Origin of the sequence: Scytonema sp. PCC 10023 (assembly GCF_963920835.1) — a bacterium.
Lineage (GTDB): Bacteria > Cyanobacteriota > Cyanobacteriia > Cyanobacteriales > Nostocaceae > Kalymmatonema.
Genome location: NZ_CAWUDP010000024.1, coordinates 51,124 through 66,644, shown reverse-complemented (window position 1 = coordinate 66,644; position 15,521 = coordinate 51,124). Strand labels below are relative to the sequence as shown.

The 15,521-nt window shown below is 43.2% G+C and carries 10 protein-coding genes and 1 pseudogene; 5 read left to right on the top strand and 6 right to left on the bottom strand.

Going from position 1 to position 15,521, the window contains the following annotated elements:
- The first annotated feature begins 43 nt into the window (after positions 1–43).
- Complete coding sequence (locus ACM0OZ_RS16465) at positions 44–880, top strand: DUF4114 domain-containing protein (RefSeq protein ID WP_414583889.1); 837 nt, start codon at positions 44–46, stop codon at positions 878–880.
- Positions 881–904: 24 nt separating this feature from the next.
- On the opposite strand, the gene ACM0OZ_RS16460 is transcribed toward ACM0OZ_RS16465, so the two are convergent.
- Positions 905–2,116 (bottom strand): RNA-guided endonuclease InsQ/TnpB family protein, encoded by a 1,212-nt coding sequence (locus ACM0OZ_RS16460; protein WP_414583937.1) that lies wholly within the window; start codon positions 2,114–2,116, stop codon positions 905–907.
- A gap of 266 nt (positions 2,117–2,382) precedes the next feature.
- On the opposite strand from ACM0OZ_RS16460, the gene polA reads away from it, so the two are divergent.
- The gene (gene polA, locus ACM0OZ_RS16455) at positions 2,383–5,409 is read left to right on the top strand and encodes a DNA polymerase I (RefSeq protein WP_414583888.1); all 3,027 of its coding nucleotides are present in this window, start codon (positions 2,383–2,385) and stop codon (positions 5,407–5,409) included.
- A 607-nt stretch (positions 5,410–6,016) separates the two neighbouring features.
- On the opposite strand, the gene ACM0OZ_RS16450 is transcribed toward polA, so the two are convergent.
- The 3 genes and pseudogenes from ACM0OZ_RS16450 to ACM0OZ_RS16440 form a co-directional block, all read right to left on the bottom strand.
- On the bottom strand, positions 6,017–6,256 hold the full coding sequence (locus ACM0OZ_RS16450; protein ID WP_414583887.1) for a hypothetical protein: 240 nt from the start codon (positions 6,254–6,256) through the stop codon (positions 6,017–6,019).
- Between the two features lie 443 nt (positions 6,257–6,699).
- Positions 6,700–6,972: a lipopolysaccharide assembly protein LapA domain-containing protein gene (locus ACM0OZ_RS16445; protein WP_414583886.1), complete on the bottom strand. Its 273-nt coding sequence runs from the start codon at positions 6,970–6,972 to the stop codon at positions 6,700–6,702.
- A 55-nt stretch (positions 6,973–7,027) separates the two neighbouring features.
- Positions 7,028–7,642 (bottom strand): annotated as a pseudogene (locus ACM0OZ_RS16440) (phosphoglucomutase/phosphomannomutase family protein); the annotation flags it as partial.
- Positions 7,643–7,752: 110 nt separating this feature from the next.
- On the opposite strand from ACM0OZ_RS16440, the gene ACM0OZ_RS16435 reads away from it, so the two are divergent.
- Complete coding sequence (locus ACM0OZ_RS16435; protein WP_414583885.1) at positions 7,753–8,601, top strand: PD-(D/E)XK nuclease family protein; 849 nt, start codon at positions 7,753–7,755, stop codon at positions 8,599–8,601.
- A gap of 463 nt (positions 8,602–9,064) precedes the next feature.
- On the opposite strand, the gene ACM0OZ_RS16430 is transcribed toward ACM0OZ_RS16435, so the two are convergent.
- A complete protein-coding gene (locus tag ACM0OZ_RS16430) occupies positions 9,065–10,264 on the bottom strand; it encodes an RNA-guided endonuclease InsQ/TnpB family protein (RefSeq protein WP_414583884.1) in 1,200 nt (399 codons plus the stop codon).
- 60 nt (positions 10,265–10,324) lie between these two features.
- Here ACM0OZ_RS16430 and ACM0OZ_RS16425 point away from each other — a divergent pair, with 60 nt between their 5' ends.
- A complete protein-coding gene (locus tag ACM0OZ_RS16425; RefSeq protein ID WP_414583883.1) occupies positions 10,325–10,462 on the top strand; it encodes a hypothetical protein in 138 nt (45 codons plus the stop codon).
- 210 nt (positions 10,463–10,672) lie between these two features.
- On the opposite strand, the gene ACM0OZ_RS16420 is transcribed toward ACM0OZ_RS16425, so the two are convergent.
- Positions 10,673–12,346: a transglutaminase domain-containing protein gene (locus ACM0OZ_RS16420; RefSeq protein ID WP_414583882.1), complete on the bottom strand. Its 1,674-nt coding sequence runs from the start codon at positions 12,344–12,346 to the stop codon at positions 10,673–10,675.
- Positions 12,347–12,636: 290 nt separating this feature from the next.
- Between ACM0OZ_RS16420 and ACM0OZ_RS16415 the strand changes: the two genes are divergently transcribed.
- Positions 12,637–15,489, top strand: coding sequence for a cation-translocating P-type ATPase (locus tag ACM0OZ_RS16415; protein WP_414583936.1), 2,853 nt, complete (start codon positions 12,637–12,639; stop codon positions 15,487–15,489).
- Positions 15,490–15,521 lie beyond the last annotated feature (32 nt).

The window sequence follows — 15,521 nt, the reverse complement described above, 5'->3', positions numbered from 1 at the left end:
TTTTACAATTTAAGACTAAAAAATAAAGGGTTTTAGGGTTTTTATGATCAAGAAAAAATTAACAGGACTCTTCGCTGCTGCGGCAGCTATCACAAGTGTATTTTCCGCTGTTGCTCCTGCAAGCGCCGCTACATTTACCTGGGATAATTTACAAACCTATGATGTCAAAGACAAATCAACTGATGATTCAGGCTTCCAATCCCGGATTCCTCAGTTCCAGCAATATGTACAACAAGAAGGAATTTCAATTCCTGAAGACAAATTAAATAGACTAGATCCCTCGAGGCTGAGCCTGAAAAACGACAATAATATTCGCGTTTGGTTCCTAAATGAGGGCGCAGGCTACAAAGACCAGTTGGCTTTTGAAGCGATCAAAGGCTCTGAATACCAAAAAGGATTGGTTTTTGATAACATTTCCTGTAATACCTCTAATAGCGCCAATTCAGCGTGTCAGCTTGGGGAAAATTCTGGTGCTTTGGATATTGGAGATTACGTTGATTTAGGTACGATATCAGGCGGCTCACAACTCAATTTCTTCCTAAAAGCAGATGGATTTAATAATCCCAATGGAAATGTGTATGGGGCAGATCCAACTCAAAATCCAGACAACTTGGATCACATAGTAGCTTATGAAGTAGATGATTACCTGTTGTTGGGTTTTGAAGATTTATATGGACCACAAGGTTCGACAGCAGACGGAAATGGCAATATAGCAGCTGATCGCGACTTTAACGACGTAGTTTTCCTGATTGATTTTGGTAGGGACAATATCGCTACAGTTCCAGAACCAGCAAGTGCGATCGCTCTATTGGGTGTGGGAGCAGTTGGTATACTGAAACTGCGTCGCCGTCGCCAAAACAAAGGTAAAGAAACAGCGTGAACTACCCCATCAAGCGCAGAGCGCTTAGGGTGGAGCTTCCAACTTCACAGAGGAATGCCGCATCTTAGGCTTACGCCCGCGAATTGGTCTTACTTCCTCTCCATTGGCGTAAGCCTCCCCCGTCCCAGAGGAGGACAGCATTCTGAGACCTTCTGCTCTAATATTCATCGCTGCATTATCATCTCTATCATGATGAGTACCGCAACTTGGACAAGTCCAAGTCCTGACATCTAGCGGTAACTTAGAGATTTGATAATGACAATTAGAGCAAAGTTTGGAACTGGGGAACCATCGGTTTATTTCTACCAACTTGCCACCACTGCGTTCTAATTTGTAGGACAAGAAGTTGACAAAGGTTCCCCATCCTGTATCAGAGATTGCTTTCGCTAGTTTATGGTTACGAACCATGCCCTTGACGTTTAGATTTTCAACCACCACAACTTGATTGTTATCAACTATCTTTCTAGACAGTTTGTGTAAGTAGTCTTGACGGACATTGCTAAGTCGTTCGTATACCCTAGCCACAATTCTTGTAGCCTTGAAACGACGATTGCTGCCTTTTACTTTGCGTGCAGCAATGCGTTGTTTCTTGGCTAGTTTCTTCTCATGTTTGCAAGCGTGTTTTGGGTTTGGATATTTAGAAACTTTTTCGCCATCATAGGTAATTGCAAAATCCTTGATACCCAAATCAATACCAATCACCTGCACCCAAGTATTTGATGCTGAGTAATCACCCTCATATTCCATCAACACAGAAGCATAGTACTTACCTGATGGGCATTTACTAACGGTGACAGTCTTGATAGTTCCATCAAGTGGTCGGTGTATCTTAGCTCTTACTTTCCCGAGGGTTCCTGGGAACTTCAAGCAATCATCGATTTGTTTTACTTTCTGTGGGTATTGGATCGATTGACGGTGATGTTTTGATTTGAACCTAGGATATTTTGCTCTACCTTCAAAAAAGTTTTGATATGCACGACTCAGATTGAGGCTTACAGATTGCAAAACCTGTGAATAGCACTCTCCCAACCATTCAGTTTCTTTATCTTTTTTGAGTGCTGGCAACAAAGAGTTTAGCCCAGACTGAGACAAGCCTTTACCAGTTGCTTTATAGGTTTCAATGCATTTATTCAACCCATAGTTCCACCACCAACGCGCACAACCAAAATGCTGTGCAAGTATCTGAACTTGTTGTTCTGTAGGATACAACCTAACTTTTACGGCTTGCCGTCTCATCTGAACTTTTCCCAAATATCGACCTGTTACTATTATATACATATTGCAATAATATTATTCCGCACAAGTCTGGGCGAAACTAAATGTTCTCTGTCCTCATTCGGCAATACTCATATCAGTTGAGAACGATTTCGGTTTAAAGCGCTGTCCATCCCCACCTTATGGGTACATTGAAGGTGGGGACTTCCGCGATACTGTTAATTTTTTCTACAGGATTCTTTCTACAGGTTAGATTTGTCGTGGAAGTCGCTGGCTAAAATAGGTTTATGTCCCAAACAACACCTACAAATCAGTTGGCTTCCGATTCCTTGACGACAACACGCCCCACATTCATCCTAGTGGATGGTCACTCCCTGGCATTTCGTTCGTACTTCGCTTTTGCAAAAGGAAGAGACGGCGGACTACGAACAAAGACGGGGATTCCTACAAGTGTATGTTTTGGTTTTCTCAAATCCCTATTGGAAGTTATGGGAAGCCAACAGCCACAAGCAATGGCGATCGCCTTTGATTTGGGTTTGCCAACTTTCCGCCACGAAGCAGACGATACATATAAAGCAGATCGTCCAGGGACACCAGAAGACTTTGTTCCAGATTTGAAAAATCTGCAAGAGTTGTTGGATGCTTTGAATCTGAAAATTGTCACTGCTCCTGGTTACGAAGCAGACGATGTGTTGGGAACTTTAGCACAAACTGCGACGGCTGCTGGATATCAAGTCAAAATTGTCACAGGCGATCGCGACTTATTTCAACTTGTTGACCCCGAAAAAGAAATCAGCGTTTTATATTTTAGTCCGGAAGCGCTAAAGGGTTCAAGAGCAAGCATTACGGAATTTGGACCAGAACAAGTTAAAGAAAAGCTTGGTGTTGCACCATCCCAAGTTGTTGATTATAAAGCTCTTTGCGGCGATAAGTCAGATAATATTCCTGGTGTCAAAGGAATTGGCGACAAAACAGCGGTGCAGTTGCTGAACACGTATGGTTCCCTTGACAAAATTTATGCTGCGTTGGGTGAAATTAAAGGCGCAACTCAGAAAAAATTAGAAGCTGGAAAAGAAGATGCTGAAAAATCTCGTTACTTAGCGGCGATCGTCGTTGATGTTCCCCTAGAAGTTGATTTAAAAAATTGCATTCTCCAAGGCTTTGACACAAACAACCTCACACCCATTTTAGAAAAGCTAGAATTTAAGTCTTTTTTGGGCAAAATTAACGAACTTCAGCAACAGTTCGGTGGTACTGAGGAAACACCACAAACTCAAACATCAGAACCACTTCCCACTCCCCACTTCCCACCCCCGAGTAATGAGGATAATGATTTGTGGTTTTTCACTGCTGATGATACAGCAGCTCAACAGCAACCTGCTGCTTCTGCTATTAAACCACGCATCATTAATACCCCAGAGCAACTCAGCGACTTGGTGAACCTGCTGCAAAAATTTACAAACCCACAGACACCCGTTGCTTGGGATACTGAAACCAGCGATTTAGAACCACGGGACGCTTCGTTAGTGGGAATTGGTTGCTGCTGGGGAACAGAACCTGATGAAGTCGCTTACATACCCATTGGTCATAAAGTAGGGGAAAATTTAAACAAAGACCTTGCACTAGAAGCACTACGCCCAATTTTAGAAAGTGCTGATTATCCTAAAGCTTTGCAAAATGCTAAATTTGACCGCTTAGTTCTACGGTGTCAAGGAATCAAGCTAGCGGGAGTCGTGTTTGATCCGATGCTAGCAAGTTATGTCCTCAATCCAGATAGTAACCATAATCTGAGCGACTTGGCTCTGCGTTACCTGGGTTTGACAGCGAAAAGTTATGCCGAATTAGTTCCAAAAGGCAAAACGATTGGCGATTTGGACATTCCCACCGTAGCAGATTACTGCGGCATGGATGCTTATAGCACATTCAAACTGGTGCCAAAATTGCGGGAGGAACTGGAGAAAATTGATGTAGAGACGCGACGCCAGTCGCCTGCGGAGGGAGACCCTCCTGCAGCGCTGGCTCGCCATGGCGCGTCTCTACAAAAACTCCTGCTGGAAGTGGAACAGCCGCTAGAACCAGTTTTAGCTCAAATGGAGTATACAGGCGTCCGCATAAATACAGCTTATCTGCAAGAACTGTCGCAGCAGTTAGAAGTAGATTTAGCCAAGTTTGAACAGCAAGTTTACGGCATTGCTGGGGAGAAATTCAACTTGGGTTCCCCCAAACAATTGAGCCAGATATTGTTTGAAAAATTAAAATTAAGCACTAAGTCTTCCCGCAAAATTCAAACCGGTTATTCTACAGATGCTGCGACATTGGAAAAGCTGCAAGAAGTCGATACAACTGGCATTATTGATGCCATTATCGAGTATCGTACTCTTTCTAAATTGAAGTCCACCTATGTAGATTCTTTACCAAAGTTGGTGCGTCCCGATACTCAAAGAGTGCATACCGATTTTAACCAAACGGCGACGTCTACTGGCAGGTTGTCCTCTTCCAATCCAAATTTACAAAATATCCCGATTCGCACTGCTTTTAGCCGCCAAATTCGTAAAGCATTTGTACCAGAACCAGGTTGGCTGTTAATCGCTGCTGATTATTCACAAGTTGAATTGCGGATTTTGGCTCATTTGAGTCAAGAGCCTGTTTTAGTAGAAGCTTATCAACAAAATGAAGACATTCATACTGTAACGGCGCGGTTAATTTTTGAAAAAGAAAATGTAACATCAGACGAGCGACGGTTAGCAAAAACCATCAACTTTGGTGTAATTTATGGAATGGGTTCCGTTAGGTTTTCACGCTCAACTGGTGTGGATAAAGCGGACGCCAGCGAGTTTATCAAGCGCTTTAACAACCGCTATCCCAAAGTTTTTGAATATTTGGAGAAAGTGAAAAAGCAAGCGATCGCCCAAGGTTATGTAGAAACAATATTAGGGCGTCGTCGTTATTTTGAGTTTACTAGTAACAGCATACGCAAGTACAAAGGCAACAAACCAGAAGATGTTGATCTGAAAAAACTTGGTAATTTAGGTGCTTACGATGCTGGGTTATTGCGTGCTGCTGCCAATGCACCGATTCAAGGCTCCAGCGCTGATATTATCAAAATTGCAATGGTGAGGCTGCATGAAGTTTTGCAAAATTACCAAGCGCGTCTTTTGTTACAAGTACACGACGAATTGGTGTTTGAAGTTCCACCAAAAGAATGGGAAGAATTACAACCGCAAATTAAGTCCCTGATGGAAAGTGCGGTATCGTTGAGTGTACCGTTAGTTGTAGATGTGCGTGCAGGTGACAATTGGATGGAGACGAAGTAGGATGACAGGAAATATTTAACATGAAAGAACTCAGAACTCAGTTGTCAGAATTCAGAATGAAGAAATGAATAGAGTCCGAGTAAGCGAGTGTAATTCTGTACAACGCCCTTGGGGAGTAAAAGGGGGAAACACCACACCAAATTGAAAATTTGGTGGTCTACAATCACCTGTAAGGGTCTTACCGTGAACTGATTGATTCTGAGTTCTGAGTTCTGTACCTATCGTTCTTCTTCAAGATTTCCCCTTTCTACTTCTTCTTACTTGAGATAAAAATTGAATACGTGTTTATCTGATTTATATGTCAAATTTCTGTATTCCGAAGTTGAGAGAGGAGGGAAAAAGTAGGATTGGAACCGACTTAAGCTTTCACAAGTTTCTAAGGGAAAAGGTTTTTTCTCAGGAACATCATCCCACCCTACGACAAGGACACCACCTTCACGTAAAGACTCGTAGCATCCCGAAAATGCTTCTTCTACGTCTTTTCTATCATTCAATCCTCAACCAAAAACTCCATTACAGATAATTAAATCTAAATCGTTATCTTTGAAGTAAAGCTTTAAATCACTCATAGAGCCAGTAATATGCTTTTTGGCTCCATAAATTTTTTTCATTGGGTTAATATCAATCGTCCAGTATTCTTTTTTTCAAACCATTTTTCATAGTGCTTTGTGTAAGAACCACATCCTACAAATAGCACTTTAGTAAATTCTTTTCGCTCAAGAAAATAGGGAATAATTTTTTGTTCCAATATGTAGCGATCGTGATTTATGATCGGCATTTCCCGACCTAAAACTGTGTAGGTAACGACTTTTAAGCCTCGCAAAATCATTTTCGGGTTAGTGAGCATATGTAATTTATAACACGTATAAATTTGCCAACACGTGTATTAAACAGGACAGACTTAAAATTTAAGTTAATAAAAGTTTAAATATGAGTAAAAACATAATTGTGCAACTATGTTTTTAGTAGTGGATGTATGTGCTGGTAAAAATAATTCTTAAACTTCTTATACCAATTCTCTCTAAACTTGCACTTAATAAATATTCCTCTTTTCCTTGGCGTTCTTGGCGTTCTTGGCGGTTCCTTTTTTAATATTAAGTGCATCTTCATGGGGAATTGGTATTACACTTATTCATGAATCAATAGAGAAAAACGTACCAACGCAGTATTTCTCCTGATTTGTGAGTTTTGTGTTCTGTGTTCTCTCCCCTCACAAAAAATCTTTTTTTCAAGAAGCCTATTCATCAAGACCGCACGAATTATTTCAGCGCCTTTGGTGAAACCGTACCCTCAAAACTCTTCATCGACAAAAAATTCGGTGTCGTCTGATTCAGAATTCCTTTCGTTGGAACCAGCAAGACCCCAAAGGGGTTGCAGCAGCGCCACGCCAATTATCCCTACGCCAGCACTGAAAGCTAGCACTAAACCTACTGGGATTTGAATCGACTGGAACGTAAGAAATCTTAAAGATACTGGTTCAGCGTTTTGAACTGCGAGAATGGCTGTTCCCACCACCCATAAAGCCACAACTATCGATATCAGTAAATTAGCAAGAGTTTTCATAAACGAGTTATTCTCCCTTGGGTTCTGGTATTCCTTCAAAAATAACACCACCTTAGGTGTGGAAAGTTTCTAACCTCAAGCCTTCCTGTTGCAAAACTTCATACAAGGAGACACTAGAGGTAGAATATACCTAATCCTTTCTATATGTAGCAAGGTATAGATAAATTCACGTTTTCTGGTTTCGGGTCAAACAAAGGTAGAAATTCAGCAACCAGAACTGCTTAATCAAAAAAGCGCATCTGATGCACCTTCATTAATTTGTCACAATAGTATCAGTCATTTATCGACTGGCTGAACCAGCATAGTCGGGGATATATTTAATCCCACAATATGGTGCTGGATTATGGTTTGGGGTGAACATCAGCGCAGCAGCCTTCTTTAGGTGATGGGCGTTGTCAACAATAACTGGTGTGGGGTATCTCGGTTAGTGATTTTTACCGTCCAACTCAAGTCAGGTAGGACTTGGGCTACTGTGCGGGCAAACTGCAACGAGAAAGCGAGTATCGTAGACAACAAGAACTGCTTGCTGTTTTGTGTAAACTGTTTCAAGGTAATTTACAATCGCTCGTGTCACTTTTCGCTCCTTGGGGAAAGTGAACTCATCAGCAATCATGCCTAGCCATTGATCGGTACTGAATTTCATTTTACCGGAATCGCTACTGACGCCGATTTTTGCCAATTTCTCTGCTCTATCGTGAACACTGCTTTTCAAGTAGCTTTGCGCAAACTGAGTATAGAGATAATTCTCCCCATCGTACTTTTTCTCACCGATTCTGAGCAATGTCAACCCCTCAGCAGCCCTTCGCCAGTTATCACCTTTGGTCTTTAGTTGCCCCAACCGCATGGCAACAACGCTGCCATTGCCAGATGAGAAGAGGTTTCATTAAAGCACGACAACACGAACCACAAGTCAAAGCGCTTTTGGCAAAAGCTACAGCATCACAGCGCATTGGTTTACTCGCACAAAAAGGCGTTTATGAATTTCATCACCACATCCATCTATTGAACCAATCCGATGGTGTAGAAAAAGTTGCACAGCTTTTGAAATTAAGCAACTCAACTGATGAAGTTAAGCAGCGCGTCCTGCAAATTTTGAAAAAATATCACGATGATCCGTTACTTTTAGGCAAACGCATCATCCTGTTAACTCGCGGTGATGAAGGTTTTCCCAAACCGATTTTGATTTCACACCGACATTATTGCTTTCGCTTGTATGCCGTTATGGACTGTGTATTGATTGAGTCCGATAGCACTTTGCATATTATAGATTTTAAAACTGGTAAATCTGATTTTGACCGACGACAGGCATTAGTTTATTTGCTTGCCGCGCGTTATCTTTATCCTACACATCAAGCGATCGCCTCATTTTATAATTTAGAAGTTTGTAAAAAATCCGAGATAATTCGCGTTACTCAGAGTGAATTAGACTCAATAGAATTTGAATTGGCTGAAATTGCCAGAAAGCATCAGGAAGATTTGCACAAATATCAAGAAAATAACAGTAAGTTTAACAAAATCTTTCCCGCAAATCCTGGTTATCACTGCCGCTTTTGCCCATTTAACTCAATCTGTGAATTTTCTACTTTAAAAGCTTTATCACCGCAGCAAAATGAGAAAAAGAAATTATAAGATTATATAAAAAATGTAAACAAAAACAATATTTTTACCAAGAAAGAACTCAGGATTCAGAATCATTCGTCAGAATATTAAACGCGTCAACTTGATCGCGAACTAAGAGTTCTGGTCAGCCGTATTGGTAAGACAGCCCCCGTCAACAACATGCGGAGACCAACTAGTTTTTTTTCGGCACTTATTTCCCCCGGATTCTCCTTGTGGGGATATTCTGATTACTGTGTTCTGCGTTCTGCGTTCTTCTTAAAAAATCTTGACCTTTGTTCGTAAGCAAAAACCAGCGTTCATTAGCAACAACTCAAGCACCTCGCTGGTGTATCGGGATCTCTCCCACAATCCAGCCTTCGACTACGACATCCAAGTCGAGGAGAGCCGCAACGGAGAGACGCGCCGGATATTGAGCAGCCAAATACCGCAGCAGGTGGCACTGTTCACGGGGTGTGAACTACCTACACCGACCTTACGGTACGGTGTAGGCTTCTGACTTCATTGACCGTCGCCCCTTGCCCTTACGGGTAGGTGGTCTTACACAGCCTCCATCAGCAAGAACGGGGTTCCCTCCGCCCATAGATAATATCCGAATACCTTCATTCCTGATGTTCAATGCTGCATTACCATCACGGTCGTGATGAGTATTACACTTGGGACAATCCCATTCACGAATATCGAGCGTTAACTCATCAAGAACGTGACCGCAACATGAACACGTTTTAGAACTGGGAAAGAATCTTCCAATTTCCACAAGTTGTCCTTCTTTACGCTTCAACTTGTAGTCCAGAAAGTTAACAAACATTCCCCAGCCTACATCGGATATCGACTTTGATAGCTTTCGGTTCCGTACCAATCCCTTCACGTTGAGATTTTCTACAATGATGACTTGGCTTTCGTCTACCAGTTTCCTACTTAGTTTGTGTAGAAAGTCCTGGCGGGAATTTTGAACCGTAGCGTGAACCTTGGCTACTAGTTTTCTGTATTTGTTTCTTGAATTACTTCCTTTTACCTTACGGGCAAATTTCTTTTGTTTTCTGGCTAGATTTTTCTCATGACGCTTAAGATGTTTCGGGTTTGAATGTTTGATAATTTGTTCACCATCATGAACAATGGCAAAGTCTTTGATTCCAAGGTCAATACCAAGCGTCTTGTTGCCAGATAGTTCTCCAGCCTCACCGTCAACCTCAAGCAGGATTGAAGCAAAGTATTTGTCTGTAGGAGTTTTACTGATGGTAACAGTCTTAAGTTTTCCTTCAATCGGTCTATGAAAGACTGCTTTAACAACACCAATTTTAGGGATTTCCAAACAGTCTCCCACAACTTTAACGTTTTGAGGATATTGGATTGATTGCTTATGGTGCTTTGACTTGAACCTTGGAAACTTAGCTCTACCCTCAAAAAAGTTTGTGTAAGCCTTGTTCAAATTGATTGCTACACACTGCAAAACAGCAGAATAACAATCCTCTTTCAACCAAGGATGTTGTACTTTTAATTGAGGCAAGTAAGCTTTGTAAACACTTAATTTTAACGACTTCCCTGTTTCTTCATAGTGTTGAATGCATTGATGCAAGGCATAATTCCAATACCATCTAGCACAGCCAAAAGACTTGGCTAGCGCTTCTTGCTGTTCGGTTGTTGGGTATAGCCTGACTTTAACTGCCTTCAACACTTTTAATTACCTCCTCATTATAGCTATGATAGCATAAATGAGGAAATAATGAGGAAACAAATGAAAGATAAATACATTAGAGTTAGAACATCTGAAAGAAGATTAAATAAACTTCGCTTATATGCAGCTTTAACAGAAAAGACAATGACTCAAGTAATTGATGAGATGATTGACTCGTTAAAAATCCCATCTTATTGACAAAAACGAGGGTACCCCACTCCCGCGCTAACTACCAAGTAAGCATAGGTCGGAGGTACGCCTCGTTTTTGTCCGGCTATTCATCCCACACCTCACTTCGTGTAGGATGTGGGATGAATAGCCGTTTAAGCTAAATAATAAAGTAGGGGTGCAAGGCACTGCGCCTGTACAGGTGTAAGGGTGTAGAAAAATGTTTTCTACACCCCGTCTTTACAATGGTGGTAATTCTTCCAGAATCGTAAACCGGATGTGATTAATCGCTAACTCCCCAATTGAGACATCTTCTTTGGTGAGCCGTAAACCCTTACTTGTTAAAGTTTCAAAGGTAATTCCTTTGCCAATTTCAATGTGATACCAGGATAAACCCATAAAAAACCGTGTAGGATAAGGTCCATCGTTGCCTATATCATCAGGATTTGATTCCATAGGCAACCAGCCAAAACCAGGTAGGTAGAACTCCAACCAAACATGATTAAAGTCCGGTTGCAGGGGAACGTGCTGGTATTCGGCATAGGGGGGACATTTGTAGCGACCTACCGTACGACAGGGAATGCCATTTAAACGGCATAAGGCAAGTAAAACGCCTACATACTCGCCACAGGAACCCACACCTCGCTCTAAAACAATATCTGGGGTGTCAATGTGAGGTTTTATGCCATAGGACAACTCGTCGTAGACATAATTACGGATGCTGTACATTTTCCGCAGCAAATTGGTTTCAGTACCAACTGCTTCACGCGCGCCGCGACGGACAATGTTCGTATCCATTGCTAAATCGTCATCATCTACTAAGTAGCGATCTTGAAATTCTGGTAATAGTTCCTCCAGATCTTCCACATCTGCTGGGGTGAGGCGATATTTAATTCCCCGGACTTCCAAAACTGCTTTCCAACCAAAAATATGCCGTTCGCCTGGGGTGAGGGCATCAAATTTAAAGACTGCCACACGTTGCCCTTCTATCACTTCTTCTATGAAAGGTAAACCAATGGGTTCAACGTGTTTCACCTTTTGGCGGTCAGTTTCCGATGGTAGGGCGATACGCCATTCTACCTCTGGTAAATACACCTCTTCTAATGGGGAAATTTCCTCTAAATAGGACATTTCTATCAGATAGCCATTAGAGAGGGCGTAGCGTTTATCTGGGTCGTAATGGTAATGTAACGGATGAATAAAGGTGCGATCGCGGTAAGATAACTGATGACTCGGGTCAGCATTTGGGTTATCCCGGACATACGGCTCTTCAGAAGCGTAGGCGATGTAAAGATTTTTCTCGCCCGTCTGGCTATTTTTATGTATTGCTATCCCCGAGGGAGAATCAAACGGCGTCAACACGCTGAATTGAACTTCCCCAGTTGCCCTGTCAATGCTGTAGACAGTTTGCTCGGTGCGATCGCAAACCCAAAGCGTATCCTCGTCCACTACCAAACTTTCCACCCCGACCCCAGGGGCATAAAATTTAGTAATTTGTTTTCGCGTAGCGCGGTCAAAAATCAGAATGTCCCCCTGCTTTTCGCAACTGACGTAGACAGTTGATTCCCAAACAGCAATCCCATCAGCCGGATAAGGCAAGGTGACAAAATGTTCCAAACCCAACGAACTCAGCTTGGACAAATAAACACTATTACCCCGAGTCACCCAAAGAGTATCCTCCCAAACCGCAAGACCCGTCACATCCATAAATTCTCGGACTTGATGCGGATTGAGAATTTTCGTGTTGTCAGACTCAGGGTCAATTTCCAGCAAATGCCCTTTGGTAGTATCAATAGCAATCAGTGTATCCTTGATGAATGCGATGCCACAGAGGGCGGCAGCACCAAGGGGTCGAATTGTCCTTTTGCCAAACATTTGGCTAGTGGATAGAAAATTGGGGAGTGCAAGATTCATATTAAACTGGTTTTGTCAACGGTATAGCACGCCTAGAATCAATGGTGGAATGTCTTGTGTGACAAAGTTCCCTACTTCTATTACTCATAATTATCAATATTTTCTGTGATGAAATTCCTCTGAAGTCGTAAGGACAGCCATGTTAGCCGAAGGAGAAAATTGGGAACCGTTAAGAATAACACCTGTACTGTACAGCTTAGAACTCAACCTAATGTAACTTTGTATTGATGGTATTCCAACCATTGCTAAATTATGATGGAATTTTGTAACCATTCCCTGTGACTTACACGATGTCTGCTCATTCTCTGCCTGAAAAAGCCGCCGCCGTTTGGCATAGTTTGGAAGTTGATAAATCACTGGAACTGCTCAAGACAAACGCAGAGACTGGCTTAACGCCCCAAGAAGTACAACAGCGGTTGCAAAAATATGGCCCCAACGAACTAGAAGAAACTGCTGGACGCAGCGCTTGGGAAATTTTGGTCGATCAGTTCAAGAACATTATGTTGTTGATGCTGATTGCCGTAGCCATAATTTCTGGGGTTTTAGACCTGTTAGCTTGGCAACAAGGCTCGTTGAAACCTGGTGAGTTGCCATTCAAAGATACAATCGCCATTTTAGCGATTGTTGTCCTCAACGGCATACTCGGTTATGTCCAAGAAAGCCGTGCCGAAAAAGCCTTGGCAGCCCTGAAAAAACTCTCCTCTCCCAACGTGCGACTTATTCGCGACGGCAAACCAGTGGAGGTGGTAGCCAAGGATCTGGTGCCAGGAGATGTGATGCTGGTGGAAGCTGGGGTGCAGTTCGCCGCAGACGGACGCCTAATAGAAGAGTCTAACCTGCAAGTGCGAGAATCAGCACTGACTGGTGAAGCCGAAGCGGTTAACAAACGGGCAAAACTTATCTTGCCTGAAGAAACATCATTAGGCGATCGCATCAATTTGGTATTTCAAGGCACTGAAGTCGTCCAAGGACGAGCCAAGATTCTGGTCACCAACACTGGTATGCAGACAGAACTTGGCAAAATTGCCTCGATGTTGCAAGCAGTAGAAAGTGAACCCACCCCCTTGCAACAACGGATGACCCAACTCGGTAACGTCCTAGTAACGGGTTCTTTGATTCTGGTAGCGATCGTCGTTGTGGGCGGTCTTTTGCGTGGCGGTAACTTACAAGAACTGTTGGAAGTTTCCTTAAGTATGGCGGTTGCTGTCGTGCCAGAAGGCTTGCCCGCAGTTATTACCGTTACCCTGGCATTGGGAACCCAGCGGATGGTGCGTCAGAATGCCTTGATTCGCAAACTGCCAGCTGTGGAAACCCTCGGTTCTGTAACCACCATTTGTTCCGATAAAACCGGCACCTTAACTCAGAACAAGATGGTGGTGCAGTCAGTTTACACGAACAACAGCGCTTTTCGTGTGACTGGAGAAGGTTACGCCCCTAAAGGGGATTTTCAGTTGGATAGTCAAACAATTTCCATAGACCAGTATCCAGAAATCCAAACTTTATTAGTTGCCTGTGCTTTGTGTAATGACTCGTTTTTACAACAGCAACAGGGGCAATGGACGATTTTGGGCGACCCGACAGAAGGCGCACTGGTGACGCTAGCGGCGAAAGGAGGAATAGAAAAAGACCAGTGGGACAGCAAGCTGCCCCGCGTCAGCGAGTTCCCCTTCTCCTCGGAACGCAAGCGGATGAGCGTAATTTGTAAGGTTGAGCAAGTCCAGACAGGTGTATCGCCGTTGACATCGGTAGACCCTGTGATTAGCAACTTACTGCAATCTGAAAGTTACTTAATGTTCACCAAAGGATCGCCAGAGCTAACTTTGGAACGTTGTACTCACAATTACGTAGGCACGAACTCAGTGCCGTTGAAGGATGAGCAACGCCGTCAAATTTTAGCAGAAAATGAAAGAATGGCGAGTAAAGGTTTGCGGGTACTGGGTTTTGCCTACAAACCCCTCAGCGAAATCCCAAGGGAAGGGTCAGATGAGGCATCCGAGCAAGGATTGGTATGGCTGGGATTGGTAGGAATGCTCGATGCACCCCGCCCAGAGGTGAGGGCAGCAGTGCAAGAATGTCGGGACGCGGGAATTCGACCAGTCATGATCACTGGTGACCACCAACTAACAGCACGAGCGATCGCCGCCGATCTAGGTATTGCTAAAGAAGATGACCGTGTTCTTATAGGTCAAGAATTGCAGCGGATGAGCGATCAAGATCTAGAGCAACAAGTTGACTTGGTGAGCATCTACGCTAGGGTTGCCCCGGAACACAAACTGCGAATTGTTCAAGCACTGCAACGCCGAGGCAGATTTGTCGCTATGACAGGTGACGGCGTCAACGATGCCCCCGCCCTCAAACAAGCTGACATCGGCATCGCAATGGGTATCACAGGCACCGATGTGAGCAAGGAAGCCAGTGACATGGTGCTACTTGATGACAACTTTGCTACTATTGTCTCTGCCACCAAGGAAGGTAGAGTTGTTTTCACCAACATCCGCCGCTTTATCAAATACATTCTTGGTAGTAATATTGGCGAAGTTATCACGATTGCCGCTGCACCAATTATCGGGTTGGGAGGCGTTCCCCTTAGCCCGTTGCAAATTCTTTGGATGAACTTGGTGACAGACGGTTTACCAGCGCTGGCATTGGCTGTAGAACCTCCTGAACCCGACGTGATGAAACGTCCGCCCTTTAGTCCCCGCGAAAGTATTTTTGCTAGGGGATTGGGTTCTTATATGATTCGCATTGGCATTGTCTTTGCGATTATCTCAATTGCTTTGATGTGGTGGGCTTATAACTATACCAATGCACCTGGGTATCAGGGCGATCGCGAAGCTTGGAAGACAATGGTATTTACCACCCTATGTCTCGCCCAAATGGGTCATGCTATAGCCATTCGCTCAAATACCCGATTGACCATTGAAATGAATCCCTTCTCAAATCCCTATGTACTGGGAGCTGTTGTTATTACGACAATTTTGCAGCTGATGCTCGTTTACGTGCCACCTTTGCGTGATTTCTTTGGTACTCACTGGCTGAGTCCAACAGAGTTGGGTATTTGCTTTGGCTTTAGTGCTTTGATGTTTGTGTGGATTGAAATGGAGAAGTTATTCTTACGGTTGATGGGTAAAAAACCTGTATAAAGCGGGAATTTTCACTTGTATTAAAGACATTT

Coding starts and splice junctions, on each gene's coding strand:
- ACM0OZ_RS16450 (WP_414583887.1), bottom strand. CDS start 6,256: ATGCTCACTAACCCGAAAATGATTTTGCGAGGCTTAAAAGTCGTTACC.
- ACM0OZ_RS16425 (WP_414583883.1), top strand. CDS start 10,325: ATGAAAGATAAATACATTAGAGTTAGAACATCTGAAAGAAGATTAAAT.
- ACM0OZ_RS16465 (WP_414583889.1), top strand. CDS start 44: ATGATCAAGAAAAAATTAACAGGACTCTTCGCTGCTGCGGCAGCTATC.
- ACM0OZ_RS16460 (WP_414583937.1), bottom strand. CDS start 2,116: ATGAGACGGCAAGCCGTAAAAGTTAGGTTGTATCCTACAGAACAACAA.
- ACM0OZ_RS16445 (WP_414583886.1), bottom strand. CDS start 6,972: ATGAAAACTCTTGCTAATTTACTGATATCGATAGTTGTGGCTTTATGG.
- ACM0OZ_RS16435 (WP_414583885.1), top strand. CDS start 7,753: ATGTCAACCCCTCAGCAGCCCTTCGCCAGTTATCACCTTTGGTCTTTA.
- ACM0OZ_RS16420 (WP_414583882.1), bottom strand. CDS start 12,346: ATGAATCTTGCACTCCCCAATTTTCTATCCACTAGCCAAATGTTTGGC.
- polA (WP_414583888.1), top strand. CDS start 2,383: ATGTCCCAAACAACACCTACAAATCAGTTGGCTTCCGATTCCTTGACG.
- ACM0OZ_RS16415 (WP_414583936.1), top strand. CDS start 12,637: ATGTCTGCTCATTCTCTGCCTGAAAAAGCCGCCGCCGTTTGGCATAGT.